This is a genomic window from Shinella curvata (assembly GCF_022899935.1).
GTDB lineage: Bacteria > Pseudomonadota > Alphaproteobacteria > Rhizobiales > Rhizobiaceae > Shinella > Shinella curvata.
Window position 1 is genome coordinate 901106 of the sequence record NZ_JALJCJ010000002.1, and the last position, 26936, is coordinate 928041.

General features: G+C 63.0%; 30 protein-coding genes and 2 tRNA genes. 16 read left to right on the plus strand and 16 right to left on the minus strand.

What is annotated here, in order from left to right:
• Positions 1 to 25: 25 nt before the first annotated feature.
• Positions 26 to 1318: a dihydroorotase gene (locus MUU55_RS10410; protein ID WP_244760687.1), complete on the minus strand. Its 1293-nt coding sequence runs from the start codon at positions 1316 to 1318 to the stop codon at positions 26 to 28.
• A complete protein-coding gene (locus MUU55_RS10415; protein ID WP_244760688.1) occupies positions 1315 to 2256 on the minus strand; it encodes an aspartate carbamoyltransferase catalytic subunit in 942 nt (313 codons plus the stop codon). The genes MUU55_RS10410 and MUU55_RS10415 overlap by 4 nt, the downstream gene beginning before the upstream one ends.
• 172 nt (positions 2257 to 2428) lie before the next feature.
• Between MUU55_RS10415 and MUU55_RS10420 the strand changes: the two genes are divergently transcribed.
• On the plus strand, positions 2429 to 4075 hold the full coding sequence (locus MUU55_RS10420; protein ID WP_244760689.1) for an acyl-CoA dehydrogenase family protein: 1647 nt from the start codon (positions 2429 to 2431) through the stop codon (positions 4073 to 4075).
• On the opposite strand, the gene MUU55_RS10425 is transcribed toward MUU55_RS10420, so the two are convergent.
• Positions 4057 to 4992 (minus strand): AEC family transporter, encoded by a 936-nt coding sequence (locus tag MUU55_RS10425; RefSeq protein WP_244760690.1) that lies wholly within the window; start codon positions 4990 to 4992, stop codon positions 4057 to 4059. The genes MUU55_RS10420 and MUU55_RS10425 overlap by 19 nt on opposite strands.
• Before the next feature lie 182 nt (positions 4993 to 5174).
• Here MUU55_RS10425 and MUU55_RS10430 point away from each other — a divergent pair, with 182 nt between their 5' ends.
• Both MUU55_RS10430 and MUU55_RS10435 read left to right on the plus strand, forming a co-directional pair.
• Positions 5175 to 5333: a hypothetical protein gene (locus MUU55_RS10430; RefSeq protein ID WP_244760691.1), complete on the plus strand. Its 159-nt coding sequence runs from the start codon at positions 5175 to 5177 to the stop codon at positions 5331 to 5333.
• Positions 5330 to 5656: a DUF6105 family protein gene (locus MUU55_RS10435; protein ID WP_244760692.1), complete on the plus strand. Its 327-nt coding sequence runs from the start codon at positions 5330 to 5332 to the stop codon at positions 5654 to 5656. The genes MUU55_RS10430 and MUU55_RS10435 overlap by 4 nt, the downstream gene beginning before the upstream one ends.
• On the opposite strand, the gene ruvX is transcribed toward MUU55_RS10435, so the two are convergent.
• Both ruvX and MUU55_RS10445 read right to left on the minus strand, forming a co-directional pair.
• On the minus strand, positions 5602 to 6087 hold the full coding sequence (ruvX, locus tag MUU55_RS10440) for a Holliday junction resolvase RuvX (RefSeq protein WP_244760693.1): 486 nt from the start codon (positions 6085 to 6087) through the stop codon (positions 5602 to 5604). The genes MUU55_RS10435 and ruvX overlap by 55 nt on opposite strands.
• A gap of 11 nt (positions 6088 to 6098) precedes the next feature.
• Positions 6099 to 6395: an alkylphosphonate utilization protein gene (locus MUU55_RS10445; protein WP_244760694.1), complete on the minus strand. Its 297-nt coding sequence runs from the start codon at positions 6393 to 6395 to the stop codon at positions 6099 to 6101.
• A 110-nt stretch (positions 6396 to 6505) separates the two neighbouring features.
• Here MUU55_RS10445 and MUU55_RS10450 point away from each other — a divergent pair, with 110 nt between their 5' ends.
• The 7 genes from MUU55_RS10450 to MUU55_RS10480 all read left to right on the plus strand — a co-directional run bounded on the left by MUU55_RS10450 (position 6506) and on the right by MUU55_RS10480 (position 11678).
• The gene (locus MUU55_RS10450; protein ID WP_244760695.1) at positions 6506 to 7210 is read left to right on the plus strand and encodes a metal-dependent hydrolase; all 705 of its coding nucleotides are present in this window, start codon (positions 6506 to 6508) and stop codon (positions 7208 to 7210) included.
• 105 nt (positions 7211 to 7315) lie between these two features.
• Positions 7316 to 7603 (plus strand): Asp-tRNA(Asn)/Glu-tRNA(Gln) amidotransferase subunit GatC, encoded by a 288-nt coding sequence (gatC, locus tag MUU55_RS10455; RefSeq protein ID WP_244760696.1) that lies wholly within the window; start codon positions 7316 to 7318, stop codon positions 7601 to 7603.
• Positions 7604 to 7647: 44 nt separating this feature from the next.
• A complete protein-coding gene (gene gatA / locus MUU55_RS10460; RefSeq protein ID WP_244760697.1) occupies positions 7648 to 9129 on the plus strand; it encodes an Asp-tRNA(Asn)/Glu-tRNA(Gln) amidotransferase subunit GatA in 1482 nt (493 codons plus the stop codon).
• 240 nt (positions 9130 to 9369) lie between these two features.
• A tRNA-Ser gene (locus MUU55_RS10465) sits at positions 9370 to 9444 on the plus strand.
• A tRNA-Leu gene (locus tag MUU55_RS10470) sits at positions 9443 to 9513 on the plus strand. Before MUU55_RS10465 ends, MUU55_RS10470 begins: the two co-directional genes overlap by 2 nt.
• Positions 9514 to 9895: 382 nt before the next feature.
• Positions 9896 to 11041, plus strand: a complete 1146-nt coding sequence (locus MUU55_RS10475; RefSeq protein WP_244760698.1) for a slipin family protein — start codon at positions 9896 to 9898, stop codon at positions 11039 to 11041.
• A gap of 124 nt (positions 11042 to 11165) precedes the next feature.
• Entirely contained in the window at positions 11166 to 11678 is a 513-nt protein-coding gene (locus MUU55_RS10480) for a GNAT family N-acetyltransferase (protein ID WP_244760699.1), read from the plus strand.
• 47 nt (positions 11679 to 11725) lie between these two features.
• On the opposite strand, the gene MUU55_RS10485 is transcribed toward MUU55_RS10480, so the two are convergent.
• The 4 genes from MUU55_RS10485 to MUU55_RS10500 form a co-directional block, all read right to left on the minus strand.
• Positions 11726 to 11983 carry a YjhX family toxin gene (locus MUU55_RS10485; RefSeq protein ID WP_117371813.1) on the minus strand — a complete coding sequence of 86 codons (258 nt, stop codon included), beginning with the start codon at positions 11981 to 11983 and terminating at the stop codon, positions 11726 to 11728.
• A gap of 193 nt (positions 11984 to 12176) precedes the next feature.
• On the minus strand, positions 12177 to 13079 hold the full coding sequence (locus MUU55_RS10490; protein ID WP_244760700.1) for an NAD(P)/FAD-dependent oxidoreductase: 903 nt from the start codon (positions 13077 to 13079) through the stop codon (positions 12177 to 12179).
• Between the two features lie 84 nt (positions 13080 to 13163).
• On the minus strand, positions 13164 to 13607 hold the full coding sequence (locus tag MUU55_RS10495) for an RrF2 family transcriptional regulator (RefSeq protein ID WP_244760701.1): 444 nt from the start codon (positions 13605 to 13607) through the stop codon (positions 13164 to 13166).
• 57 nt (positions 13608 to 13664) lie between these two features.
• The gene (locus MUU55_RS10500) at positions 13665 to 13970 is read right to left on the minus strand and encodes a DUF1294 domain-containing protein (RefSeq protein WP_244760702.1); all 306 of its coding nucleotides are present in this window, start codon (positions 13968 to 13970) and stop codon (positions 13665 to 13667) included.
• 129 nt (positions 13971 to 14099) lie between these two features.
• On the opposite strand from MUU55_RS10500, the gene gatB reads away from it, so the two are divergent.
• From gatB to MUU55_RS10525, 5 genes are all read left to right on the plus strand, one after another.
• Complete coding sequence (gene gatB, locus MUU55_RS10505; RefSeq protein ID WP_244760703.1) at positions 14100 to 15602, plus strand: Asp-tRNA(Asn)/Glu-tRNA(Gln) amidotransferase subunit GatB; 1503 nt, start codon at positions 14100 to 14102, stop codon at positions 15600 to 15602.
• A 4-nt stretch (positions 15603 to 15606) separates the two neighbouring features.
• Positions 15607 to 16107 (plus strand): GNAT family N-acetyltransferase, encoded by a 501-nt coding sequence (locus tag MUU55_RS10510; protein ID WP_244760704.1) that lies wholly within the window; start codon positions 15607 to 15609, stop codon positions 16105 to 16107.
• A gap of 129 nt (positions 16108 to 16236) precedes the next feature.
• Positions 16237 to 16635 carry an NADH:ubiquinone oxidoreductase subunit NDUFA12 gene (locus MUU55_RS10515; RefSeq protein WP_244760705.1) on the plus strand — a complete coding sequence of 133 codons (399 nt, stop codon included), beginning with the start codon at positions 16237 to 16239 and terminating at the stop codon, positions 16633 to 16635.
• 74 nt (positions 16636 to 16709) lie between these two features.
• A complete protein-coding gene (locus tag MUU55_RS10520) occupies positions 16710 to 17150 on the plus strand; it encodes a DUF2155 domain-containing protein (RefSeq protein ID WP_425314162.1) in 441 nt (146 codons plus the stop codon).
• Between the two features lie 2 nt (positions 17151 to 17152).
• A complete protein-coding gene (locus MUU55_RS10525; RefSeq protein ID WP_244760706.1) occupies positions 17153 to 17332 on the plus strand; it encodes a hypothetical protein in 180 nt (59 codons plus the stop codon).
• A gap of 2 nt (positions 17333 to 17334) precedes the next feature.
• Here MUU55_RS10525 and aat read toward each other — a convergent pair whose 3' ends face one another.
• The 5 genes from aat to MUU55_RS10550 all read right to left on the minus strand — a co-directional run bounded on the left by aat (position 17335) and on the right by MUU55_RS10550 (position 21164).
• Positions 17335 to 17949 carry a leucyl/phenylalanyl-tRNA--protein transferase gene (gene aat / locus MUU55_RS10530; RefSeq protein WP_244760707.1) on the minus strand — a complete coding sequence of 205 codons (615 nt, stop codon included), beginning with the start codon at positions 17947 to 17949 and terminating at the stop codon, positions 17335 to 17337.
• 13 nt (positions 17950 to 17962) lie between these two features.
• Positions 17963 to 19309, minus strand: a complete 1347-nt coding sequence (gene accC / locus MUU55_RS10535) for an acetyl-CoA carboxylase biotin carboxylase subunit (RefSeq protein ID WP_244760708.1) — start codon at positions 19307 to 19309, stop codon at positions 17963 to 17965.
• A gap of 10 nt (positions 19310 to 19319) precedes the next feature.
• Positions 19320 to 19796 (minus strand): acetyl-CoA carboxylase biotin carboxyl carrier protein, encoded by a 477-nt coding sequence (gene accB / locus MUU55_RS10540; RefSeq protein ID WP_244760709.1) that lies wholly within the window; start codon positions 19794 to 19796, stop codon positions 19320 to 19322.
• Positions 19797 to 19818: 22 nt separating this feature from the next.
• A complete protein-coding gene (gene aroQ / locus MUU55_RS10545; protein WP_244760710.1) occupies positions 19819 to 20256 on the minus strand; it encodes a type II 3-dehydroquinate dehydratase in 438 nt (145 codons plus the stop codon).
• Between the two features lie 146 nt (positions 20257 to 20402).
• Positions 20403 to 21164: a DsbA family protein gene (locus tag MUU55_RS10550; RefSeq protein ID WP_244760711.1), complete on the minus strand. Its 762-nt coding sequence runs from the start codon at positions 21162 to 21164 to the stop codon at positions 20403 to 20405.
• A 207-nt stretch (positions 21165 to 21371) separates the two neighbouring features.
• Between MUU55_RS10550 and MUU55_RS10555 the strand changes: the two genes are divergently transcribed.
• Positions 21372 to 22511: a pyridoxal phosphate-dependent aminotransferase gene (locus tag MUU55_RS10555; RefSeq protein WP_244760712.1), complete on the plus strand. Its 1140-nt coding sequence runs from the start codon at positions 21372 to 21374 to the stop codon at positions 22509 to 22511.
• 75 nt (positions 22512 to 22586) lie between these two features.
• On the opposite strand, the gene MUU55_RS10560 is transcribed toward MUU55_RS10555, so the two are convergent.
• Positions 22587 to 23351, minus strand: a complete 765-nt coding sequence (locus tag MUU55_RS10560) for an SDR family oxidoreductase (protein WP_244760713.1) — start codon at positions 23349 to 23351, stop codon at positions 22587 to 22589.
• Between the two features lie 132 nt (positions 23352 to 23483).
• Positions 23484 to 26354 carry an Rne/Rng family ribonuclease gene (locus MUU55_RS10565; protein WP_244760714.1) on the minus strand — a complete coding sequence of 957 codons (2871 nt, stop codon included), beginning with the start codon at positions 26352 to 26354 and terminating at the stop codon, positions 23484 to 23486.
• Positions 26355 to 26936 lie beyond the last annotated feature (582 nt).

The following is a 26936-nucleotide window of genomic DNA, read 5'->3' on the forward strand; positions in this document are numbered from 1 at the left end:
GGCGTCCCTTCCGCCCCGAAATGCATCAGCCCAGCGAATGCACCCGTTCGCCGGCAACATAGGTGCTAACCGCGCGTCCCGTAAAGCGGGCATCTTCGAACGGCGTGTTCTTCGAGCGCGAGACAAAGCGTTCCTTCGTGGCAAGCCAGGGCTCGTCGGGATCGATCAGCACGATATCGGCCGCAGCCCCCGGCGCCAGCGTGCCGGCGTCGAGCCCAAAAATCTTTGCCGGGCGCGTCGAGAGTGCATCAATGAGGCGCATCAGCGGGACTTCGCCGCTGTGATGCAGCCTCAGCGCTGCCGCCAGCATGGTTTCGAGACCGATGGCGCCATCCGCCGCATCCGCGAAGGGCAGGCGCTTGGTGTCGACGTCCTGCGGGTCGTGCGAGGAGACGATGATGTCGATCTCGCCGCGGGCCAGTGCATCAACCATCGCCTTGCGGTCGTCCTCGCCGCGCAGCGGCGGAGAGAGCTTGAAGAAGGTGCGGTATTCGCCGATGTCGTTCTCGTTCAGCGTCAGGTGGTTGATCGACGCAGCGCAGGTGACGTTGGCGCCGCGCTCGCGGGCGATCTTCACAGCCTCGGCCGATTCCGGCACCGAGATCTGCGCCGCATGATATTTGCCGCGCGTCAGCCCGGCGATACGCAGGTCCCGTTCTAGCGGGATCAGCTCGGCTTCGCGCGGGGATCCGGAAAGGCCGAGCCAGCTTGCCAGCAGGCCCTCGTTCATCACACCGCCCGCGCCGAGATGCTTGTCGCGGGTTTCGAGGGCGATGACGCTGCCGAATTCGCGCGCATAAGTCATGGCGCGACGCAGCACCTGTGCATTGTGGATCGGGTTGCGGCCATTGGTGAAGGCGACGGCGCCGGCGGCCTGAAGCAGGCCGAACTCGGTCATCTCCTCGCCGGCAAGGTGCTTGGTCAGCGCTGCGGCGGGATGGATGTTGACGATCGCCTTGTCGCGCGCGTTCTTCAACACGAATTCGACCAGCGCGATGTCGTCGATGACGGGGTCGGTATCCGGCATCATGATAAAGGTGGTGACGCCACCGGCCGCGGCGGCGCGCGAGGCGGATTCGATGGTCTCGCGGTGTTCCGCGCCGGGCTCGCCGACGAAGACGCGGGCATCGACCAGGCCGGGGGCGGCGATCATGCCGCGGCCATCGACGATCTCAGCGCCTTCGGGCGCACCCTGGTTCTGCGCTCCGGCACCGATCGCGGCAATCCTGCCGTTTTCGATGACGATGGAACCCTTTTCATCGAGATTGCGCGAGGGATCGATGATGCGGAGATTTTTCAGGACGGTCGTGCGGGTCATGCGCTGACACCCTGGTTCTGCGAAACGAGAAGCATTTCCATGACGGCCATGCGGACGGCGACACCCATTTCGACCTGCTGTTCGATCACGCTCTGCGGACCGTCGGCGATCTCGGAGGCGATTTCGACGCCGCGGTTCATCGGGCCGGGGTGCATGACGAGCGCATTTTCCTTGGCCGCCTTCAGCTTTTCCGCGTCGAGGCCGTAATAGTGGAAATATTCGCGCACCGAGGGCACGAAGGCGCCGGACATGCGCTCGCGCTGCAGGCGCAACATCATGACGACATCGGCGTCCTTCAGGCCTTCCTCCATGGAGTGATAGACTTCCGCGCCCATGTCGGCGATGCCGGACGGCAGAAGCGTGGCCGGCGCGACGACCCGCACGCGGGCGCCCATGGCATTGAGCAGCAGGATGTTCGAGCGCGCGACGCGCGAATGCAGCACGTCGCCGCAGATGGCGACGATGATACGCGAGAGTTTGCCCTTGGCGCGGCGGATGGTCAGCGCGTCAAGCAGCGCCTGGGTCGGATGTTCATGCTGGCCGTCGCCGGCATTCACCACCGCGCAGGAAACCTTTTGCGCCAGAAGCGCGGCGGCGCCGGCGGAGGAGTGGCGCACCACCAGCACGTCGGGATGCATGGCGTTCAGCGTCATCGCCGTGTCGATCAGCGTTTCGCCCTTCTTCACCGAGGAATTGCCGACCGACATGTTCATCACGTCGGCGCCGAGCCGCTTGCCGGCCAGCTCGAAGGAAGATTGCGTGCGGGTGGAGGCTTCGAAGAAGAGATTGATCTGCGTCAGGCCGCGAAGCGTCGACGTCTTCTTTTCCCGCTGCCGGGAGATTTTGACCGCCTCGTCGGCGCGGTCGAGCAGCAGGGTGATCTCCTGCTCTGTCAGACCCTTGATGCCGAGAAGGTGGCGATGCGGAAAGAAGTCCATGGAACTCCGCCTCAACTGTCGTTGGATACGCGGGGTCTATAGAGCCTCGGTTCCGCTGCGGCAAGGCGAAGCGGCCGGCGTTTCGCGCATTCCCACGCTTTTGTGTTCGCAACGGTGCCGCGCGGCCGAACGCCCCGTTTCGCCCGCTCGCGACTTGGGCTAGAACCCGCTCATGACTCGTGACACCGAACAGAAACTCGCCGATCTCAACCAGCCGCCGCTCTGGTCGGGCATCAACGCCTATCGCTCCGATCCGCTTCTGGTGGATGCCACCGATGCGATGCCGAAGGGCCTGCGCGACGAGTTCGATGCGATCGGTCGCTATGTGACGTCGCCCGAAGCGCAGGAACTGGCGCGCATGGCCAACGAGAGTGCTCCGCAATTGCGCACCCATGGGCCGCGCGGTGAGCGTCTCGATGTCGTCGACTACCATCCGGCCTGGCATGCGCTGATGCGCCGCTCGATGGCGAGCGGGCTGCATTCCTCGCTCTGGGAAAACGTCGCCGAGGAGCAGGGCCGGGCGCACAAGGCGCGCGCCGTGCGCTTCTACCTGACGGCGCAACTCGAATGCGGCCATCTCTGCCCGCTGACGATGACCAGTGCATCGGTTGCCGCCCTGTCCGCCTCGCCGCAGGTGCAGCGCGAATGGGGCCGGAAAATCCTGTCGCGCAAATACGACAGCACCAACAAGCCGGCCATGCAGAAGAGTGCCATCACCATCGGCATGGGCATGACGGAAAAGCAGGGCGGCACGGATGTGCGCGCCAACACCTCCAGGGCCGAGCGCGTTGGCGAGGGCATTTACCGGCTGACGGGCCACAAATGGTTCATGTCGGCGCCGATGAGCGACGGTTTCGTCATGCTGGCGCAGACGCGGGAGGGCGTCGGCTGCTTCCTCGTGCCGCGCCTGCTCGAGGACGGCGCCAGCAACGGCCTGCGCTTCCAGCGCCTGAAGGACAAGATCGGCAACCGCTCCAACGCGTCTTCCGAAGTGGAGTTCTCCGATACGTTCGGCTTCCTGCTGGGCACGCCCGATGCCGGCATCCGCACCATCCTCGACATGGTGACGCTGACGCGGCTCGACTGCGCGCTTGCCTCGGCCGGCATCATGCGCGCCTCGCTTGCCGAGGCCGTGCACCACACACGTGGCCGGCAGGTATTCGGCAAGCCGCTCGTCGCACAGCCGATCATGACGCGCGTGCTCGCCGACATGGCGCTCGATGTTGCAGGCGCCACCGCCCTTTCGCTGCGTCTGGCGGAAGCCTTCGACAAGGCGCGCGACAGTGCGGAAGATGCCGCCTATGCCCGCATCATGACGCCGGTGGTGAAATACTGGTGCTGCAAGATCGCGCCTGCGCTCATCTATGAAGCCATGGAGTGCATCGGCGGCAGCGGTTATGTCGAGGAACGGCCGATTGCGCGACATTACCGCGAGGCGCCGGTCAATGCGATCTGGGAAGGTTCCGGCAATGTCATGGCGCTCGATCTGATGCGTGTCATCGGCCGGGGCAGGGATCTGTTCGAAATCCTCTTCACCGGGCTTGCCCGTGATCTTGGTTCGGCCGGCAAGAAGACGGTGGACGTGCTGCGCGCCTGCCTATCGCTCTGCGAACGGGATGAGGGCGCTGCCCGCATGCTGGTCGAGCAGCTGGCGCTCGCCGCCGCTGCGGCCGAGCTCTACCGCGCCGGTGCGGGCCGTGTTGCCGATGCCTTCCTTGAAACGCGTCTCGCCTCGGGCTGGCGCTCGACCTACGGCATGCTCGATTCGCGCTTCGATTCGGCTTACATCGTCGATCTGCTTTATCCGCCGGCCAGATAGGCCGTCGTCGCCAGCACCACCGGAATGGTGAAGAAGGAGGCGATCGTCTGCAATGTTGCGACGGCGGCGTAGAGCGGCGCGTCGCCGCCCATCTGCTTGGCCAGCACATAGCCGTTCATCGCCGTCGGCACGCTCGCCCCCATCGCGATCGTCAGAAGCTGTTCGCCGCGCATGCCGAGCGCATAGGCGGCACTCGTCATCACCAGCGGCATGAAGACGAGTTTCAGAACGACCGGCAGCAGCGTCAGCGGGCGTGGCTTCAGCGCATCGGCAAGCTTCAGCCCGGCGCCCACCATGATAAGGCCGAGGCTGAGCGACGTGTCCGCCACCATTTCGACGGTCTGCATCAAGGGCTTGTAGATTTCGATCCCGAGCAGGTTGATCGCGACGCCCAGCACCGAGCCGATGATCATCGGGTTGGTCAGGATTTTATGCGCAAAAGTCTTCAGGCTGCGCGTGCCGCCGCCGAACCAGACGAGCATGCCGATATTGTAGAGATTGATCGGGATGATGATGAGCGTGGCCACCAGGGCGACCAGCGCGAGGCTCTGCGTGCCGTAGAGCTTTTCGGCGATGGCGAGTGCGATGAAGGCATTCCAGCGTGTCGAGGTCTGGAAAACCGACGTGAAGGTTGGCCCCGCGACGCCGGCTGCGCGAAAGAGCGGCCAGCACAAGGCCAGCACCAAGGCGATGAAGGTCACCGAGCCGATCGAGCCAAGCGCGATATCGCCTGCGGCCATGCCTGAGAACTCCGCATTGGCAAGCGTCGTGAAAAGCAGCGACGGGAACAGCACGAAGAAACCGAGCTGTTCGAGCCCGCTCCACATATCGCGGTCGATCATCCGCCAGCGCTTGAGCAACGCTCCCAGCACGACGAGCAGGAAGACGGGCAGGATGCTTTCGAAGATGGGGAGCATGGAACCGGATCGGGAGAGGCGGAGATATCAGCTCATTCCACGCGGCGAGCGCCATGGCAAGAGGCGGGTCGATCGTCACCCATGTGGAAATTAACCTTAATGAATGGTTTACGTTGCGCGAGGTGGGTTAACGGGTGAAGGTGCCGTTCACTTGGTATTAACCATGCGAGTGAGTGCAAGCCATGGCCAATACGGCCCGGATTTCGGTCATGACGACCCTGTTTTCCTGCGTCACGGTGGACATCGTGGTGCCGCTCGTCGTGCTTGCGGCGGGTGTTGCTGTCAGTGAAGCCCTTTTCGCTGCCGCCGATCTCCTTACGGCGAAGAGGAGGGCGGCATGAAGTGGTTCCTGATCCTGTGGGCAGGCCCCATCGCGTTTCTGGGAAGCTGGTACGGGCTTTCCTATTACGACATGAGTTTCGGCTTTTTCATGCTGACGCGCGAGACGCATGATCTGGTGTTCCAGATCTATGGTCAGATCCTCGGTATTCCACCGGAAGACCTGCCGCCGCTGGTGCTGCGCGCCATCGTCGTCGACAGTATCTTCGTGCTTGCCATTCTCGCTTTTCGCCGTCGCAAGCAGATCATGGCCTGGTGGCAGGCCCGCCGTCAGTCTTCGCCGGCTGTTCTTGCCAGAGACGACAGCCTGTCGAGCGCGCCCTGAAGAATGAAGGAGGCGGCGGCCGAATCGATGCGCTCGGCCCGCTTCTTGCGCGAAACATCCATTTCGATCAGCGTGCGTTCCGCGGCCACCGTCGACAGCCGCTCGTCCCAGAAGACGAAGGGGATGTCGGTTTTATCCGCCATGGAGCGTACAAAGGCGCGCGTCGCCTGAACGCGCGGGCCGGCGCTGCCGTCCATGTTGACAGGCAGGCCGATGACGAAGGCCACAACCTTCTCCTTTGCGGCAAACCCCAGCAGCGTCTCCGCATCCTGCGTGAATTTAACCCGTTTCAGCACTGGCCGCGGCGTCGCCAGCCGGCGGCCGAGATCGGACACCGAGAGCCCGATCGTTTTGGTGCCGAGGTCGAGGCCGGCGATCGGCTGGCCGGGCAGGAGGCTTTGCGCCAGGTCTTCCAGTGTCAGCGTCGCCATGGCCGAACCTCTCAGCGCTTGCGGACGAATTCGGTGCGCAGCACCAAGCCGCGGATCGTCTCGTGCCGGCAGTCGATTTCTTCCGGGTTGTCGGTGAGGCGGATCGTCTTGATGACGGTGCCCTGCTTCAATGTCTGGCCGGCGCCCTTCACCTTCAGGTCCTTGATGAGCACGACCGAATCGCCATCGGCCAGCACATTGCCGCCGGCATCGAGCACCACGTTTTTCGCGGCCTTTTCCGCAGCGATTTCGGAGGCCGGGCGCCATTCGCCTGTCACGTCGTCATAGATATAGTCGTCGTCGCTCATGGCGGAATTCCCTCAATTTCGTAAAGCCACGCTTATAACGATCCCGCGACGGATGGAAACGCCCTTCACCGGGACTATATTGCCTCGCGAATCCCAAATGGAGAACAATCATGGAAATCACCTGGCTCGGCCATTCCGCCTTCCGCATCGAAACGGCGAAGGCGAAGATCCTCATCGACCCGTTCTTCACCGGCAATCCGGCCTTTGACGATGCAACCCGCAAGGACGCCGTCGCAGGCCTCACGCACGTCTTGCTCACCCACGGCCATGGCGACCATGTAGGCGATACGATCCAGATCGCTAAAGAAACCGGCGCAACGGTGCTCGCCAATGCCGATCTCGCCGCCTGGCTCGGCGCGAAGGGCGTCGAGAAGGTCGATATGGGCAATACCGGCGGCACCGTGCATTTCGACGGTTTCTCCACGACCTTCGTCAACGCCTTGCATTCCTCCGCGCAGATCACCGAAGACGGCACCTCCCATTCGCTCGGCAACGCCAACGGCCTCGTGCTGCATTTCGAGGACGAGCCGACACTCTACCATATGGGCGATACCGACATCTTCTCGGACATGGCGCTGATCCACGAACTGCATCAGCCGGAGATCGGCCTTGTGCCGATCGGCGACCGTTTCACCATGGGCGGTGCCGTTGCTGCCCTTGCCTGCCAGCGCTTCTTCAAGTTCGACACGGTCATTCCCTGCCACTACGGTTCCTTCGGCATCATCGACCAGACGGCCGATCTCTTCGTTCAGGCGATGGATGGCGCATCCTCGAAGATCGAGGTGCCGAAGTCCGGCGGTGTGGTGACGCGTTAAGCGGCAGGAAAACGGGCGAGGGGGCGTGGAACGGGCCATTCCCCCGTTGCGCCTCCGGGGCTTGGTCAGTATAGCGGGTATGAAATTTCCTGTCGGAGACCATCCATGTCCGTAGATCTAGCCACCGTGAAGCGCGTCGCGCGCCTTGCCCGCATCGCCGTCAGCGAGGAAGAGGCAAACCGCATGACCGGCGAGCTGAACGGTATCCTCGGCTTCGTCGAGCAGCTTTCCGAAGTGAATGTCGAGGGCGTCGAGCCGATGACCTCCGTTACGCCGATGGAGATGCGCAAGCGCCAGGACGTCGTCAATGACGGCAACAAGGCCGATGCCGTCGTCGCCAATGCGCCGGCCACCGACCGCAACTTCTTCCAGGTGCCGAAGGTCGTCGAATAAGTCCGCCTTTGCCGTCCGCGCCGTCCGCTTCCGAAAGTAGTTCCATGACCGACCTTACTCGCCTCACCATTGCCGAAGCCCGCGAAAAGCTCTCCGCCAAGGAGATCAAAGCCGTCGAACTGACGGACGCGTATCTTTCTGCGATCGAAGCGGCCAATCCGGCGATCAACGCCTATGTCACCGTGACGCCGGAAAAGGCGCGCGAGATGGCAAAAGCCTCCGACGGCCGCATCGCCGACGGCAAGGCCGGCGCGCTGGAAGGCATTCCGCTCGGCATCAAGGACCTGTTCGCCACCGACGGCATCCATACGCAGGCTTGCAGCCACATCCTCGACGGCTTCAAGCCGAAGTATGAGTCGACCGTCACCCAGAACCTCTGGAACGACGGTGCCGTCATGCTCGGCAAGCTGAACATGGACGAGTTCGCCATGGGCTCCTCCAACGAGTCGTCCTACTACGGTGCCGTCAAGAACCCGTGGCGCGCGCAGAACTCCAACGCCGATCTCGTGCCTGGCGGCTCCTCCGGCGGCTCGGCTGCTGCCGTCGCCGCCTTCCTCTGCGCTGGTGCGACCGCAACCGATACCGGTGGCTCGATCCGTCAGCCCGCCGCCTTCACCGGCACCGTCGGCATCAAGCCGACCTATGGCCGCTGCTCGCGCTGGGGCATCGTCGCCTTCGCCTCTTCGCTCGATCAGGCCGGCCCGATCGCACGCGACGTGCGTGACGCCGCGATCATGCTGAAATCGATGGCGAGCGTCGACGCCAAGGACACGACCTCCGTCGATCTGCCCGTGCCGGATTACGAAGCCTCGCTCGGCCAGTCGCTGAAGGGCATGCGCATCGGCATTCCGCGCGAATACCGCGTCGACGGCATGCCGGAAGAGATCGAAGCGCTCTGGCAGCAGGGCATCGCCTGGCTCAAGGACGCCGGTGCCGAGATCGTCGATATCTCGCTGCCGCACACCAAATACGCCCTGCCGGCCTACTATATCGTAGCCCCGGCCGAGGCATCGTCGAACCTCGCCCGTTATGACGGCGTGCGCTACGGCCTGCGCGTCGATGGCAAGGACATCGTCGACATGTACGAGAAGACCCGCGCCGCCGGTTTTGGCACCGAGGTCAAGCGCCGCATCATGATCGGCACCTACGTTCTGTCGGCCGGTTACTACGACGCCTATTACCTGCAGGCCCAGAAGGTCCGCACGCTGATCAAGCGCGACTTCGAACTGGCCTTCAACGCCGGTGTCGATGCGATCCTGACCCCCGCTACCCCGTCCTCGGCCTTCGGCATTGCCGACGAGGATCTGGCGTCGGATCCGGTCAAGATGTACCTGCAGGACATTTTTACCGTCACCGTGAACATGGCCGGCCTGCCGGGCCTGTCGGTTCCCGCCGGTCTCGACCACAAGGGCCTTCCGCTCAGCCTCCAGCTTATTGGCAAGCCGTTCGACGAGGAAAGCCTCTTCAAGACGGCCCATGTCATCGAGCAGGCCGCCGGCCGTTTCACGCCGGCCAAGTGGTGGTAAGGGGCGCCTCCGCCCCATAAACCACCCATCCGCAAAGTTGTGTCGTAACGGCAACACTTGCCGTTACGGAAACCTGCGCGTGCCGTTTTCCGCTTGAACCTTTTCCATTACGCGAATAAACGCGCCCTCCCGGTCGTTCAGCCGGTGCGGAATGTCAACGGATGGAGTTTTTTCGCTCCTCCCGCGCGAGGCGGCCCTGCCGTCGTCGTGTACGGATGCCCCGCACCAGAAAGACCGTTTGCGGACCTAGCTCAGTGGTAGAGCGCCGGACGAGAAGCCCGGAGGTCGCGGGTTCGATTCCCGTTGTCTGCTCCATTGGATAGCTCAGTGGTAGAGCATCAGATTTAGATTCTGAAGTCGAAGGTTCAAATCCTTCTCCAACAGCCTTCCAAGCTGTCGCTTAATCCGGTCCGGGGACCGGACTGCGGACGGCAGACCGAGGTGGGGCCGCAAGGTCTCTCTTCGGAAAGCCCGACGCCGGACATGTGCGGTCCGGTTGCCGGTGACGATCAAGTCGCCTTTCGGCCAGCGATGGAGCAGCGCTCCAAAGCCCGCCGCAAGGCTGCGCGGTCCTCTCCCGGAAACTCGCCGCCGATGGCCGTCAGCCGGTCTCCGGATCATCGCATTCGCATGCCCCGCCTGCAGGTTTCCCGGGCGATCAGAGGGTTCAAGGAAACTGGCGGCGGAAAGGCTGCTGATGAAACAGCAACCCTAGCGAAAGGACAATCGGTTCGTGACGTAGCGTATGACCGAAGGAGTAAGACCCATGACGATGTTTCTCGATATGATTTTGGGGCGCAAGCGCGTCCTCGTGAAGGCCAACGAGCGGGTGCTCGCCCTCTACAAGGGCGCGGTTCTCGGCATTTTCGGCGCGGGCGAACACAGCCTGCCGAACCGCCGCGGGCTGCTTGAGCTTGAGCGTCACGATATGAACCGACCGGTTTTCGCGTCGGCCTACGAGAAGCCGTTGTTCGATGGTCTGCCGGAGGTCGCACAGCGTGAACTGACGGTCATCCGCACAACGGCCCGGGAAATCGCGGTCGTCGAGCGCGACGGCGAGCTCTACACGGTGCTGGCGCCGAACCAGAAGCTCGTGGTCTGGAACGCCGCCGGTCCGTGGACCGAGGCGCGTGTCGACCTGACGGAACGGCTCGACATCGATCCGGAGCTGATGCGCCGGCTGACGCGCGCCCGCCGCACGGAGCTGACGACCGCCTTCCTCGTCAATGACGGTCAGGTTGGTTTGCTCTTCGTCGATGGCACGCACCAGCGCATGATGGAGCCGGGCATGCATGCCTTCTGGAACGTCGGCAAGACGATCCAGGTGCGTGTGGTGGACCTGAAGCGCCAGTCGCTCGACGTGACCGGTCAGGAACTGCTCACCCGTGACAAGGTCACGATCCGGGTGAACATTTCCGCCGAATACCGCGTCGCCGATCCGCTGAAGGCCGTGTCTGATGTGAAGGACTTCGCTGATGCGCTGTACCGCGCGCTGCAGTTCGCCTTCCGCCAGACGCTCGGCACGCTGACGCTCGACCAGATCCTGGAACGCAAGGTGACAGTGAATGCGGAAGCCGCCGAGAAGGTGCGCGCCGACATGGCCGCCATCGGGGTCGAGGTCTCGGCCATCGAGCTCAAGGACGTGATCCTGCCGGGCGAGATGCGCGATATCCTGAACCAGGTGGTTGCTGCTGAAAAGCAGGCCGAGGCCAATGTCATCCGTCGTCGTGAGGAAACGAACGCCACCCGTTCGCTTCTCAACACGGCAAAGGTGATGGCCGAAAACCCGGTCATGCTGCGGCTGAAGGAGCTGGAAGCTCTCGAAGCCATTGCCTGCAAGGTCGAGCGCCTGACCATCCACAACGGGACGGCAGGCCTGATGAACGACCTCGTGCAGCTGCGCGACAAGTAAGAGATCGCCCGGTCGAAAGATCGGGCGGTTTCGTTTTCGGCCCTATCATCTCCGTGGATAGCCTTTCGTCTCCCTCGCCAAGACGGCTGCGCAATGCTTTCATGGACTGGGAAAGGGCCGATGCATGATCACTGTTCGCAATGCCCGTGGGGAAGACGTTCCGGAACTCGTCGAGATCGGCGTGAGAGCCTGGGGGCAGGCCGTCGTCGGTGTCGTTGATCTTCAGGTGCGCAGCGAACATGCCCGCAATGCCTTCCAGCAATTCCTCGTCGAAAAGTGGCTGCGCGTCAGCGTCGTCGAAAGTGAGGGCGTGCTGGCCGGTTGGGCTTCGCGCGAGGCGCTGGACGACGAGATCAGCGATCTCTGGGTCGATCCGCCCCAGCAGAAGAAGGGGCTTGGTTCCGCGCTTCTTGCCGCCATGGAGGCGGAAATCGCCGCCGCCGGTTTCGAGGCGGCACGGCTTCAGACCCATGCGCGCAACACGGCCGCCGTCGGCTTCTTCCAGAAGCATGGCTATTCGGTGAACTGGCTTTCGGTCGACTATTCCGAACGTCTCGACCGCGACGTGGAATCGGTCGGCCTGCGCCGGCAACTCGTTGCCGATGAACCGATCGGCTATGGGCCGGGCGGGTTTTAGAGGAGGCGCGGCTTTCGCCACGCCTCCCGTCTGTCATTGCCCCATTTTCATTGATTGTCGAGCTGCGACCGCACCAGAACCAGGCCGCGTTGCGTGATGCGGTAGGGCCTGCCGCCGGAGGAGGCGATGCAGCGCCGGCGTTTCAGCTTGCGGAAAAGGTCGAGGTCGAGTCCGCCGGCACGCCAGCCGTCTCGTGTGATGCAGGCGACGGTGATGATCTTGCGGTTGTCGTCTTTTTCGATGTCGATCCTGCCGCCCTGGGCGAGCAGGTGGAGAATGCGCTGTTCGGCGCGCGAAATGTCCATTGTCTTGAGTGTCCGTCGGGCGTTCGAATGAACGCGAAAAAACGATCCGCCACCGAAGGGGTGGCAGGGTTCAGCGTTTTTTCGACCCTGCGCGCAAGCGTGATGCGGGCAGGGCCCTCAGCAGGTCTCAGACGAGTTGGACATCAAAACTCCATTTACGGACGCCCCGAAATAGCCGGCGCGTCCGTAAAGGTCAATGCGCGGGCCAGATCAGCGAGTGGTGCAGGAAGACGGCGGTCTTCACGCCGTTGGCCGAGGCGAGCGAGATATTGGCCGCACCGAGCGCGATATCGCCGGCTGCGTAGAGGCCGGGCAGGGAGGTCTGGCCCATATCGTCGGTGTGCAGAATGTTGCCGATCGGCGTTTCCTTCAATTTCAGGCCGCGATCATCCGGGATCGTGCTGCGCACCCGCGCTTCGGGTGCAACGAACAGCGCCTTGACGAGGGTGGGAATGCCGGGGCCGGTCTCGACGGACAGCAGGCCGCGGGGACCATCCGAGATGGCGGTGACACGGCCGGGGCGGAGTTTCACATTCCGCGCCTCGAGCACGGCCAGATCCTTCTCGTCGGGCTCCGGGACTTCATTGGTGAAGAGCGTGACATTGCCCCAGTCGGCGACGACCGCCGCAAAACGTGCGGCCTCGGAGGTGCGCGCCAGCACGCCGACCGGCCCGCCGCCGACCTCGTAGCCGTGGCAATAGGGGCAATGCAGCACCGTCTTGCCCCAGCGTTCCGCAAGGCCGGGAATATCGGGCAGCTGATCCTCGAAGCCGGTGGCGAGCAGCACGCGACGCGCGTCGATCCGCCCGCCGTCGCCTGTCATCACCGAAAAGGCGTCCCGCTCTCCGTCCAGCCTTTCGGCCGGCACATCGCGGAAAGTGACGGTCTCGTAGGCGGCAAGCTGGCGGCGGGCATCGGCGAGGATGTCGCCGCCCGGCCGCCCATCCTGCGCGAGGAGGCCGTGCGAATGGGCGGCAAAGCGGTTGCGCGGCAGGCCGGTGTCCAGAATGGTGATGCGGCGGCGGGCGCGGGCAAGCTGCATGGCGGCGGACAGGCCGGCAAAGCCCCCGCCGATGATGATGGCATCTTCGGTCATGGTGGATCCTTTCGATGGAACGTGCGGCACCGTTCGCCCGGTGGCTGCAGGGCGTTCAATGCAGGTTTTGGGATTTGGCTGCCGTCAGCCGGTATCGGCCCGGCAATGCTTTGCCGCCACCCGAAAATCGGCGGCGAGATCGGCGAGCGTCGTGCCGGCAAAACGCGCCATCAGGATCGCCTCGGCATCCTTCAGGGCATCACCGATCACCCGGTTGACGGATTTTTCGACCACGCAGCCCGGCATTTCCGTCGCCGGGCCGATCTGGAAGACGATCGGCTCGCCGAGCGCGTTGTAGATGTCGAGCAGCGAGATATCGGACAGTGGCTTGGCAAAATGCCAGCCGCCGCCATGGCCGCGGCCGGATTGCACGATGCCGGCATCGCGAAGCCCGGCCATGGTGCGGCGTACGACGACGGCATTGGTATCGAGGCAGAGCGCGAGATCGTCCGAGGTCATCGGCATTTCGCGTTCGGCCATATGCATGAGTGCGTGGAGCACGGCGGAAAGGCGGCTGTTTCTTTTCATGTAACAATAATAGTTACGAATCGTGCCGCATGTCAACACGGGCCGGGCGGAGGGATGTCAGCCGGCTTGCAGCATGTGGACGATGGTGGGGCCAAAAATGAGCCCCATGGGGGCAAGAACGGCGTGCAGAATCAGGATCGTCATCAAATATGAGCGAAACGGTTCCTTGCGCGTCTTGTGCCTCAGCAGGCGTTGCGCGGCAACGGCGCCGAGACTGCCGCCGAAGAAGGCGAATTGCAGCAGGCTTGCTTCGGAAACACGCCAGCCGCCATTCCGCGACGCATCTTTGTCCCGCCAGAAAAGGCAGAACGTCACGACGTTGAGGAGAAGGAAAATGATCAGAAGCGCTGTCGTCGTGTTCATGATGCGGTTTTAGCCGGCCATCCTTGCGACTTGGCTAACGACGGTGCTGCGCATCCGCTGAAAACCTTGCGCCGCCTGCCCATATGTTCTACCGAGACAGCACCGAAGACACCACAGCAAGAGCCGAAAATGACCCTCGTCGACGTCCGCACCCCTGATCCGAAACGCTTCATCCCCGGCGCCACCGGCGATTGGGAAGTCATCATCGGCATGGAGGTGCACGCGCAGGTCCTTTCGAATTCGAAGCTGTTCTCCGGCGCCTCGACGGAATTCGGCAAGGCGCCGAACGCCAATGTATCGCTCGTCGATGCCGCCATGCCCGGCATGCTGCCGGTCATAAACGAGGAATGCGTCAAGCAGGCCGTGCGCACCGGCCTGGGCCTGAAGGCGCAGATCAACCATCGCTCGATCTTCGACCGCAAGAACTACTTCTATCCGGACTTGCCGCAAGGCTACCAGATTTCGCAGTTCAAGGATCCGATCGTCGGCGAGGGCCAGATCGTCATCTCGCTCGGCCCCGACCGTCAGGGCAATTTCGAGGACATCGAGATCGGCATTGAGCGCCTGCATCTCGAGCAGGACGCCGGCAAGTCGATGCACGACCAGCATCCGACCATGTCCTATGTCGACCTCAACCGTTCGGGCGTCGCGCTGATGGAGATCGTCTCCAAGCCGGACATGCGCTCGTCGGATGAAGCCAAGGCCTATATGACGAAGCTGCGCTCCATCGTGCGCTATCTCGGCACCTGCGACGGCAACATGGACGAGGGCTCCATGCGCGCCGACGTCAACGTCTCCGTGCGCCGTCCGGGCGAAGGTTTCGGCACGCGCTGCGAAATCAAGAACGTCAACTCCATCCGCTTCATCGGCCAGGCCATCGAATACGAAGCCCGCCGCCAGATCGGCATTCTGGAGGATGGCGGTTCCATCGACCAGGAAACCCGTCTTTTCGATCCGGGCAAGGGCGAGACGCGCTCCATGCGCTCGAAGGAAGACGCGCACGACTACCGCTACTTCCCCGATCCGGACCTGCTGCCGCTGGAATTCGACAATGCGTTCGTCGCGTCGCTGCTCGCCGATCTGCCGGAGCTGCCCGACGACAAGAAGATCCGTTTCGTCAAGGATTTGGGCCTCTCGGTCTACGACGCCTCGGTGCTCGTCTCGGAAAAGGCGATTGCCGACTATTACGAGGCCGTGGCCGCCGGCCGCGATGGCAAGATTGCCGCCAACTGGGTCATCAACGACTTGCTGGGTGCCTTGAACAAGGACGGCAAAGCCATTGAAGAGACTCCGGTTTCGCCCGATCAGCTCGGCGGCATCATCGATCTCATCAAGGACGGCACGATCTCCGGCAAGATCGCCAAGGACCTGTTCGAAATCGTCTGGAACGAGGGCGGTAACCCGGCCGAGATCGTCGAATCCCGCGGCATGAAGCAGGTGACGGACACCGGCGCCATCGAGAAGGCCGTCGACGAGATCATCGCTGCCAATCCCGATCAGGTCGCCAAGGTTCTCGCCAAGCCGACACTGGCCGGCTGGTTCGTCGGCCAGGTCATGAAGGCGACGGGCGGCAAGGCCAATCCGCAGGCCGTTCAGGCGCTGGTCAAGGCCAAGCTCGGCATCGAGGAGTAATCCCGTGTACTTCGTCCGCACGGCCTCCGAGCGCGATCTGGCGAAAGTCAGCGCGCTGCTGGCCGAGACGTGGCATGCGACCTATGACATGCTCTACGGGATCGACAAGGTAAACGAGATCACCGCGCGTTGGCATTCGGTGCCGGCGCTGAAGGCGAAGCTCGAGCGTAAGGACAGCGAGTTCGTCGTCGCCGACAATGGGCGGGAACTGGCCGGCATGGGCTATGTCGCCATGTCGAAGGATCGACCGAAGAAAGCCTTCCTGCACAATCTCTATGTGCTGCCGCGCCATCAGCGGCAGGGCATCGGTCGCGACATGTTCGCCGAACTCGAAACCTGCTTTCCCGACGCGAACGCCATGCTGCTGGAGGTCGACCCGCGCAATGACGCCGCAGTGGCCTTCTATCAGGCGCACGGTTTTATCAAGGTCGGCGAGGCCAGGCATACGGCCGACAGCGTTTCCGGCGTGCCGCTGGATGTCTACGAGAAGCCGCTTGGCGGCTGAACCGCGGCGAAAAGCCGTGGGCGAAGGCGCGGGAATCGCTGGACATTCGGCACCCGCCGCGCCATAAGCGGAAGAAATATTCAGTCTCGGGCCACATCCCAAGCGTGGCCCTGCCAAGGACGCCAGCCCATGAGCCTTCTCAAGCAGATTTTCACCTGGTGGAACGGTCAGACGATCGGCACCCGTTTTCACACCTGGCGTTTCGGCACCAAGGTCGGCCAGGACGAACTCGGCAACACCTATTATCAGGGTGGCGGCAAGGATTCCGAGGGCCGCACGCGCCGCTGGGTGATCTATAACGGCTATGCCGATGCCTCCGCTATCCCGCCGGGCTGGCACGGCTGGATGCACCACCGTACGGATGTTTCCCCGGCCGACGAAAAGTATCAGGCACGTGAGTGGCAGAAGCCGCACCGCCCGAACGGCACCGGCACGGCGCAGGCCTACCGTCCGCCGGGTTCGATCGCGGTTGCCGGCGAGCGTCCGCGCGTGACGGGCGATTATGATGCCTGGACGCCGGGCAACTGATACCGATTTGGCCACATTTCGCCGGTAGCTCCAAGCAATCGGCGATGCCGGTTCAGATCGCAGGAGACGGCTTCATGACATCAGGATTTTCGAAGGTGAACGCCGGACGGCGGTTCCTGGCGGGTGTGCTTGCAGCTGCGGCTGCCGGCCTTGCCATGGCGCCCGTTTCGTCCGAGGCCGCCCGCGTCGAAAATCCGGTCGCCGCTTTCTCCGGCATTGACAAGATCACCGGCCGCATCACCAATTTCGACGTCTATATCGGCGAGACCGTCCAGTTCGGCGCACTGCAGGTGACGCCGAAGGTCTGCTACAGCCGTGACGATACCGAAGCCCAGAAGGTTACGTCCTTCGTCGAAGTCGACGAAATCACCCTCGACCGGAAAATCCGCCGCATCTTCACCGGCTGGATGTTCGCCGACAGCCCCGGCCTCAACGCCGTCGAGCACCCCGTCTATGACGTCTGGCTCGTCGAGTGCAAAGGCAAATCGGACGTGCCGCCGCCGGAAGACGGCTAACCGTGCTAAAGATCATTCGATATGGTTTGATCGCTTTTGCCGTTGTTTTTGTTGTTTTCGTCGGCGTCGCTCTCGTGGCGTTGTCTCACATAAACGATCATATCGACCGTTGTGCCGACACCAGTTCGGGCAAATACATTTTCGATCCTGATCAGCGTCAGGCGGAATGCTCTCAAGATTAAGATTAAAACGGCAGATGCGGTGACGCCAGCGCGTTGGCCAGCATGTCCTCATACTCGATCTTCGGCACATCGATCGCACCGAATGTCTTCAGGTGCTCCGTCGTGAACTGCGTATCGAGCAGGCGGAAGCCGTGGGTTTTCAGGCGCTCCACGAGATGCACGAGGCAGATCTTTGATGCGTTCGTGCGGCGGGAAAACATGCTTTCGCCGAAGAAGGCTGCCCCCAGCGAGACGCCGTAGAGGCCGCCGACGAGCGTTTCGCCATCCCAGGCTTCCACGGAATGCGCATGGCCCATGCGGTGGAGCGTGCCATAGAGCGATTTGATCTTGGCGTTGATCCAGGTCGATGGCCGGTCGGGTGCGGCTTCAGCGCAGGCGGCGACCACGGCGTCGAAGGCGGTATCGAAACGGATGTCGAAGGGTTTTTGGCGGATCGTCTTGGCGAGGCTGCGCGAGACGTGGAAGTCATCGAGCGGGATCACGCCCCGCATGTCCGGCTCGACCCAGAAGAGTTCCGGGTCGTCGGCCGAATCGGCCATCGGAAAGAGCCCGATGGAATAGGCGCGCAGAAGCAGTTCCGGGGTTATTTCCGGGTGCCGGCTGCGCCGCCCTGCCATGACCGACGCCGCCTCAGGCGTCGGTCTTGCTGGCTAGGTAATTTTCCAGCCAGTGGATGTCATAGTCGCCGTTTGCGATGTCCTGGTTGCCGATGAGGTCCTGGAACAGTGGCAGCGTCGTCTTGATGCCGTCGATGACGAACTCGTCGAGCACGCGGCGCAGGCGCATCATGCATTCGACGCGGGTGCGGCCGTGCACGATGAGCTTGCCGATCAGGCTGTCGTAGTAGGGCGGGATCTTGTAGCCCTGATAGGCGCCCGAATCGACGCGAACGCCGAGACCACCCGGTGCATGGAAATGCGTGATCGTGCCCGGGGAGGGAACGAAGGTGCGCGGATCCTCGGCATTGATGCGGCACTCGATGGCATGGCCCGAGAAGACGATGTCTTCCTGGCGCACCGACAGGCCGCCGCCGGAGGCAACGCGGATCTGCTCGTGCACGAGGTCGATGCCGGTGATGGCTTCGGTGATCGTGTGCTCCACCTGAAGACGGGTGTTCATTTCGATGAAATAGAACTCGCCGTTTTCGTAGAGGAATTCGACCGTACCGGCGCCGCGGTATTTCAGCTTCTTCATGGCGTCGGCGCAAATCTGACCGATCTTCATGCGCTGTTCGACATTGAGCGCCGGGGAATTGGCTTCTTCCCAGACCTTTTGGTGGCGGCGCTGAAGCGAGCAGTCGCGCTCGCCCATATGCACCGCATTGCCCATGCCGTCGCCCATGACCTGGATTTCGATATGACGCGGCTTGCCGAGGTACTTTTCCATATAGACGGCGTCGTTGCCGAAGGCGGCGAGCGCTTCGGAACGGGCGGTCGAGACGGCCTCTTCAAGGTCGGCCTCGGTCTTGGCGACCTTCATGCCGCGGCCGCCGCCGCCGGCGGTGGCCTTGATGAGGACCGGGAAGCCGATCTGCCGAGCGATTTCCAGCGCGTCCTCGGGCTTCACTTCGCCGTCGGAGCCGGGAACGACGGGAATGCCGAGTTCCTGCGCCGTCTGCTTGGCGGTGATCTTGTCGCCCATGATGCGGATGTGTTCCGCCGTCGGGCCGATGAAGGTGATGCCGTGCGCGTCGAGGATTTCCGCGAACTTGGCATTCTCCGACAGGAAGCCGTAGCCGGGATGCACGGCGTCGGCGCCGGTGATCTCGCAGGCGGCGACGATCTGATGAATGTTCAGGTAGCTCTCGCGCGACGGCGGCGGGCCGATGCAGACGCTCTCGTCGGCAAGGCGCACATGCATGGCGTCGGCATCGGCCGTCGAATGCACGGCGACCGTGGCGATGCCGAGCTCCTTGCACGCCCGAAGGACGCGAAGGGCGATTTCGCCGCGGTTGGCAATGAGGACTTTGGAGATCATGGGACCCGCCTTATTCGATGATGACAAGCGGTTCGCCGTATTCGACCGGGCTTGCGTCCGACACGAGAATTTCGGTGACCTTGCCCGAGCGCGGCGCGGGGATCTGGTTCATCGTCTTCATGGCTTCGATGATCAGGATGGTCTGGCCTTCCTTGACCGTCGCGCCGACTTCGATGAAGGCGCGTGCACCCGGAGCGGGCGACAGGTAGGCGGTGCCCACCATCGGCGCCGTCACGGCGTTCTTGTTGTTGCGCGCGTCAGCGGGGGCAGCAGCAACCGCTGCGGTGGCGGTGACAGCCGCCGGTGCGGCGAAGGCCGGAGCGGCCGCTGCGATCGGCGCCTGGACGTATTGCGGCGTGCCGGCGCGCGAGACGCGGATGCGCAGGTCGTCCTGCTCCACTTCGATCTCGGTCAGGTCCGTCTCGTTGAGGATGTTGGCGAGATCGCGGATCAGAGCCTGATCGATGCCGTGTTTCTTGTCAGCCATGGGATTGAGCCTCTGGTTCTTCTTATGTCGTGATGGATGAAAGCGCATGCAGTGCGAGGACATAGCTCTGCGCGCCAAAACCGCAGATGACACCCTTCACGGCGGGCGCGATCATCGATTTGTGGCGGAATTCCTCGCGGGCATGCACGTTGGAAAGGTGCAGTTCGACCACCGGGATCTTGATGGCGCGGATGGCGTCATGCAGGGCGATCGAGGTGTGGGTATAGGCACCGGCGTTGATGGCGATGCCGGCAGCGACGTCGCCGGCCTCGTGGATCCAGTCGACCAGATCGCCTTCGTGGTTCGATTGGCGGAAATCGACGGCAAAACCCAGCTTCTCGCCCTCTGTCTTGCACAGCACTTCGATATCGGCGAGCGTCTGGCCGCCATAGATACCGGGCTCGCGCTTGCCGAGGGCGTTCAGGTTGGGGCCGTTGAGCACGAAAAGGGGTAAAGCCATTCGCAATTCCGCATGCTGGATGAAGGACTACCTATAGACCGGCGGTTTCCGTGAGGAAAGCCCCAAGGTACTGGGGTTTTCCGGTCATGAGGGCGTGTCCACAAGCAGCAAGGCCTGAACAGGCCAGCATGGCAAGAAGATGGCGGTTACGAGCAGCTTGCCTTGCCGCAGGCGCGGACATTGGCAATCTTCGCCCGAAGATCATCCGCACCGACGGCGCCGAACACCATCTCGTTGCCGAGAACGTAGGACGGCGTGCCGGTGATGCCCAGGTCGTTTGCCAGCGAATAGGCTTCGCGCACGGCGTCGTCGTGCGGCTTTTCAGTCATAGTCTTGCGGATGTCGGCTTCCGAAACACCCATGGTGGAGGCGAGCGCAATGGCGCTTTCTTCCGTCGCGCGTCCTTCGGTTCCGAGCAGCGTGCGGTGGAACTCTCCGTATTTTTCCGGCGCGAGATCGCGGAAGGCGGCGCTCACCTTGTGGGCGGCGAGCGAATCGGGACCGAGGATCGGCAGTTCCTTCAGGACGAAGCGGACGTTCTTGTCCTCCTTCAGGATGTCATCCATGTCGGAGAGGGCACGCTTGCAGTAGCCGCAGTTGTAATCGAAGAACTCGACAATGGTGACGTCGCCATCCGGGTTACCGAGCGCGATATCGTAGGGCGAGTTGTAGATCGCCTTTTCGTTGTCGGTGATGGCCGACTTGGCCTTGGCCTGCTGCTGCTCTTCCTGCTTCTTTTGCAGCGCTTCCTGCACGTCGAGCAGGATTTCCGGATTCTCGACGAGATATTCCTTGATGAATTCGCCGATCTCTTTCTTCTGCGCATCGTCGAGAGCGAGAGCGGGAAGGGGCGCTGCGGCCGCGAAAAGAAGAGCCACGGTGGCCGCAAGCTTCGTCTTGAATGTCATGTCTGTGCTGTCCTCGTCGTGATGCGCCGCAGAAGTGCCATTGCCGGCGCCACCGCGTCAATGCGGGGTGGGCGCTTTCAACGACCTTATGAGTGGTAAGGCGCAAACGATAGGGAAAAAGCGGCGGATTTTCGGCCCTCGCGGGATTGTGAAGGCTGGCATCTTGCGGCAGGAAGACCACAACCCAGAAACCGGAAGACAAGCCCCATGAAACTTTCCCGCCGCGGCGCCGTCGAACCCTTTCACGCCATGGACGTGCTCGCCGAGGCGACGAAGAGCCGCGCCGCCGGACGACCGGTGATTTCCATGGCCGTCGGCCAGCCCGTGCATCCGGCCCCCGAAGCCGCCCGCGAGGCCGCGCGCAAGGCGCTGGAGATCGGCCGTATCGGCTATACAGATGCGCTCGGTCTCTTGTCGCTGCGCCAGGCCATTTCGAATTTCTACCGGAGCCATCACGGCGTGTCCGTCGATCCCGGCCGCATCGCCATCACGACGGGCTCGTCGGCGGGCTTTAATCTGGCCTTCCTCGCGCTCTTTGATGCCGGCGACCGCGTCGCCATCGCGCGTCCCGGTTATCCGGCCTATCGCAACATTCTCGCGGCGCTCGGCATCGAGACGGTCGAGATCAAGGTGAATGCCGAAAACGGCTTTACCCTGACGCCGCAGGCGCTGGATGCTGCCGGCAAGATCGATGGCGTGCTGCTCGCCAGCCCCGCCAATCCGACCGGGACCGTCACAGGCCGCGAAAACCTCGCAGCCCTCTCAGCCTATTGCCGCGACAATAACATCGCCTTCATCTCCGACGAAATCTACCACGGCCTGACCTTCGTCGGCGAAGAGGCTACGGCGCTCGAATTCGGCGACGAAGCTGTGATCATCAACTCGTTCTCGAAATATTATTGCATGACCGGCTGGCGCATCGGCTGGATGGTGCTGCCGGAAAAGCTGGTGCGCCCCGTCGAGCGCATCGCCCAGAGCCTTTACATCTCCGCGCCGGAACTGTCGCAGATCGCAGCGGAGGCGGCGCTTGGCGCCGAGGCGGAGCTGAACGTCTATCGCGACGCCTACCGTGTGAACCGCGATTTCCTGGTGAAGCGTCTGCCGGAAATCGGCCTTCTCATCGCGTCACCGATGGATGGCGCCTTCTATGCCTATGTCGATGTCAGCCGCTTCACAAATGACAGTATGGCTTTTGCCCGCCGCATGCTGGCCGAGACGGATGTGGCGGCCACGCCCGGCATCGACTTCGACCCCAGGGATGGCCACCACACGATGCGCTTCTCCTATGCCGGCTCCTTCGAGGAGATGAACGAGGCGGTCGACCGCCTCGCGCGCTGGCTGGCCTGAGACCGAAAAGCGATTCCGTTTCAGCGCCTTGCAGCGGGAAACGGAATCGATCTGTCAGAGACCTGAATCGCTTTCTCAGACCCTGTTGATCGACACACCGCCATCGACCAGCATGGCCGTGCCGGTGGTGAAGCTCGATGCGTCTGAGCAGAGGAAGAGAGCGGCTTCCGCGATTTCTTCCGGCGCTGCGATGCGCTTGAAGGCGTTGAGCCCGGCGACGAACTGCCGGGCTTCCGGTGTATTCGCAACGTGCCGCCCCATTGGTGTGTCCGTCGCGCCCGGCAACAGCGCATTCACGCGAATGCCCTTCGGGCCATATTCCGATGCAAGCACCTGCACGAGGCCGACGAGACCGGACTTCGAGGCGGCATAAGCGGCAAGGCCCGGAAAGCCTGCCGTGTAGCCGACAAAGGTGGAGGTGAAGACGAGGCTGCCGCCGCCGCGCGCTTCCATCGCCGGTAGCTGGTATTTTGCGGCCAGAAAACCGCTCGTCAGATTGACGGTCAGCACATCCTGCCATTCCTGCCCGGAAAGCGCCGGTAGCGGTCCGACCGGACCGGTCGTGCCGGCATTGTTGAAGGCGATGTCGACGCCGCCGAATTCCGCTTGCGCCGCCTCGACCAGTGCCCGGTGATGCGTCTCCTCGCCGACATCGCCGGGCAGGGCGATCACGGCACCGCCTTCCGCACGGATCTCATTTGCCACGTCATCGAGCCGTTCCCGACCGCGGGCGGACAGGACGACCTTCGCGCCGTGGCGGGCGAAGAGCAGGGCGGCCGCGCGGCCGATGCCGGAGCTGGCGCCGGTAATGATGGCGACCTTGTTGTCTAGGCGGGTCATGGATGTCTCCTTGCTGGTTTCTGACGACCGCCGATGTCGCAGAAGGCCGACCGGGCAACCACCCGATTCCCGCGCAAACGAAAAAGGCCCGGTAAAACCGGGCCTTTCGAATTCTGCAACGCAAGCCGTTGCTCAGAAGAAGCCGCGGCGCTGCCACCAGCCGCCCTTCTTGGGTTTGTCGGCCTCTTCTTCCGCAGCGGCTTCCTTCGTCGTGGACGACTTCACCACCGGTTCGGATGCGATCTTGTTGATGTCGCGGTTGCCACGAGCGGGCTTGGCGGCGTCTTCGAGATCGGCGGCGGCTTCCTCGACGGCCGGTTCGACCGGCGTCGTTTCTTCCACAACGGCTGCCGGCTGCGCTTCGATTTCCACGCGGGCCGCTTCGTCGGTCGTCACCTCTTCGGCGACGGCCTTGGCGCGGCTCTTGCGGGCGCGCTTCGGCTTGGCCGGCGCCTCTTCGGCAACGGCTTCGACCGGGGTTTCCTCAGCGACGACAGCGACTTCCGCTACCTCGGCTTCAACGGCGACGCTCTCTTCGGCTTCGCCCTCGTCACCATCGTCATCGCCTTCACCCGATGCTTCGACAGCACCGTCTTCTGGACGATTGCGACGGCCGCCACGCTTGCCACGGCGGCGACGCTTGCGGCGATCGCCGGCATCATCAGAGGCTTCGGCAGACTTCGGCGCTTCAGCACCGTCGTCGCCCTCTGCATCGACATCGTCTTCTTCAAGGGCATCTTCGTCGCCGGCCTGTTCGCCACCGAAGGAGGCGGTGTCGGCACCTTCGCCATCGCGGCCACGGCCACGGCGACGACGGCGGCGCTTGCGCTTGTTGTTGCGGCCGTTCTCATCCGAAGAGGCGGAGGTCTGGGCAGCCGGCGCAGCCGCGGCCGGACGTGCTGCTTCTTCCTCTTCTTCGTCGATCTCGTCCTCGATCACGACGTCGTCGTCTTCGGGCTCCGGCTCGAAATGCAGGATCTGTTCGATCTTGACCGGGTTCTCGACGGCTTCGCCACGATCGATCGCAAAATGCTGCGCGCCGACATGGGCATCGGCCTCGATGATGATGGCGACGCCGAAGCGGCCTTCATAATCGATGATCGTGCCGCGCTTGTGGTTGAGCAGGTAGAGCGCGATGTCGGGCGTCGTGCGGACGCTGATATTGTGCGTGGTGTTCTTGAGGAGATATTCCTCGATGCCGCGCAGTACATGCAGCGCCACCGACGACTGCGAGCGCACATGGCCCGTGCCGTTGCAGTGCGAGCAGACCTGCATGGTCGATTCGAGAACCGAGGCGCGGATGCGCTGGCGCGACATTTCGAGCAGGCCGAAATGCGAGATGCGGCCGACCTGGATGCGTGCGCGGTCGTTCTTGAGATGGTCCTTCAGACGCTTCTCGACCGAACGGTTGTTGCGCTTCTCCTCCATGTCGATGAAGTCGATGACGACGAGACCGGCGAGGTCGCGCAGGCGCAGCTGGCGCGCCACTTCTTCCGCGGCTTCCAGGTTCGTCTGGAGAGCGGTCTCCTCGATCGAGTGTTCACGCGTCGAACGGCCGGAATTGACGTCGATCGAAACGAGCGCTTCGGTCTGGTTGATGATGATGTAACCGCCGGACTTCAGCGTCACCTGCGGCTGCAGCATGCGGTCGAGCTGGGCTTCGATGCCCGAGCGCGAGAAGATGGGATGCACGTCGCGATAGGGCTGAACGACCTTCGCATGGCTCGGCATCAGCATCTTCATGAAGCCCTTGGCTTCACGATAGCCTTCTTCACCGGCGACGACGATCTCGCTGATGTCCTTGTTGTAAAGGTCGCGGATCGAGCGCTTGATGAGCGAGCCTTCCTCGTAAACGAGGGTCGGCGCGGTCGATTGCAGCGTCAGCGTGCGGACGTTTTCCCACAGGCGCATCAGGTATTCGAAGTCGCGCTTGACCTCGACGCGGGTGCGGTTGGCACCGGCGGTGCGCAGGATGACGCCCATGCCCTGCGGCACTTCGAGGTCGCGGGCGATTTCCTTCAGGCGCTTGCGGTCCTGCAGGTTGGTGATCTTGCGGGAAATCCCGCCGCCACGCGCCGTATTCGGCATCAGGACGGAGTAGCGGCCGGCCAGCGACAGATAGGTGGTGAGAGCCGCACCCTTGTTGCCGCGCTCTTCCTTGGCGACCTGCACGAGCAGGATCTGCCGGCGCTTGATGACTTCCTGGATGCGGTACTGCTTGCGCGGCTTGCGCTGAACGCGATCCGGAACCTCTTCCATCGCGTCTTCGGCGCCGACGGATTCGATGACTTCCTTTTCTTCGCCGTGATGATCGTCATCATCGTCGTCGTCATCGCGACGACGGCTGCGCTTGCGGTCGGAGGGCTCGGAGATTTCGTCGGTATCGACGGCCATGGCCATCGCGCCGCCCGGCGTTTCGTCGTCGCTGCCTTCGGCAGAAGCGGCTGCTTCGTTCGCTTCAGCAGCCGGCGCGTCCTCGGTCTTCACCTTGGCCTTGCGCGTGCGGCGCGGCTTCTTCGGCTTTTCAGCCGGTGCTTCTTCAGCAGTGAGATCGGCGGAGGCCTCGACGACTTCGGGTTCGGCAGCGGCTTCGACCGCTACTTCCTCAATGGCGGCGACAACTGCGACTTCGGTTTCCGTTTCAGCCGGCGATTCGCTTGCCTCGGAACGGTCGTTTGCCGTCTCGACATGTTCGATATCGTCGTCGCGGCGGTGCTCTTCGGCTTCCGCCCTCAGCAGGGCCTGACGATCGGCCAGCGGGATCTGGTAATAATCCGGATGGATTTCGGCGAAGGCCAGGAAGCCGTGGCGGTTGCCGCCGTAATCGACGAAGGCCGCCTGGAGCGACGGTTCGACGCGCGTGACCTTGGCAAGGTAGATATTGCCGCGGATCTGCTTCTTGTGTTCGGATTCGAAGTCGAATTCTTCTATGCGGTTTCCGCGTACGACAACGACGCGCGTCTCCTCGGAGTGAGACGCGTCGATAAGCATTTTCTCTGCCATGTAGATTGAGCTCCTCGGCGCAGCCGCAATCCTGGCGGCAAGCTGTACCCTGAAACGGGTGAGCCGGGGGAGGAGGGGGATGCGCCGGATAAGTAAGTTCCCGTTAGGCCCCGGTGAGGGGTAAGCGGACGGAGGAAGGCCGGAGCGCGAGCGTCCCGGTGCCTGTTACCCTCTGAAAGCGTCCGCTGCGTCAACATCAACGTCCAACGAGAATGCCAGTGCCATAGACCCTGAAGGTCCGATGAAATTGCCCTTTGGTAAGGGCGTTTGGTGGAAATCCACCTTGACTGTTCCGGCCACCGCCGGTTTACGCGATCTGTTCGGCCGGGAAAAAGCGTATGTGACGGCGGATGAGGCCCCGGTCCGGCGCCAAGCCCCGAAGGAGTGGCTGCCTGCCCAGGACGATTCTATCCCGTCTGGTCTTTTTCCCTGACTTTGCTTTTATGGCGGATATGTCACAATGGCAAGGGAAAAGCCAAAAGCGTCATAATCTTGATGGATTTGCCATGATGTGTCGGGCGTTGTGGCGGCACGCCTTCCGGCAAGCTTTGGTTAACCATATGGAGGCATCTATGAGGCCTG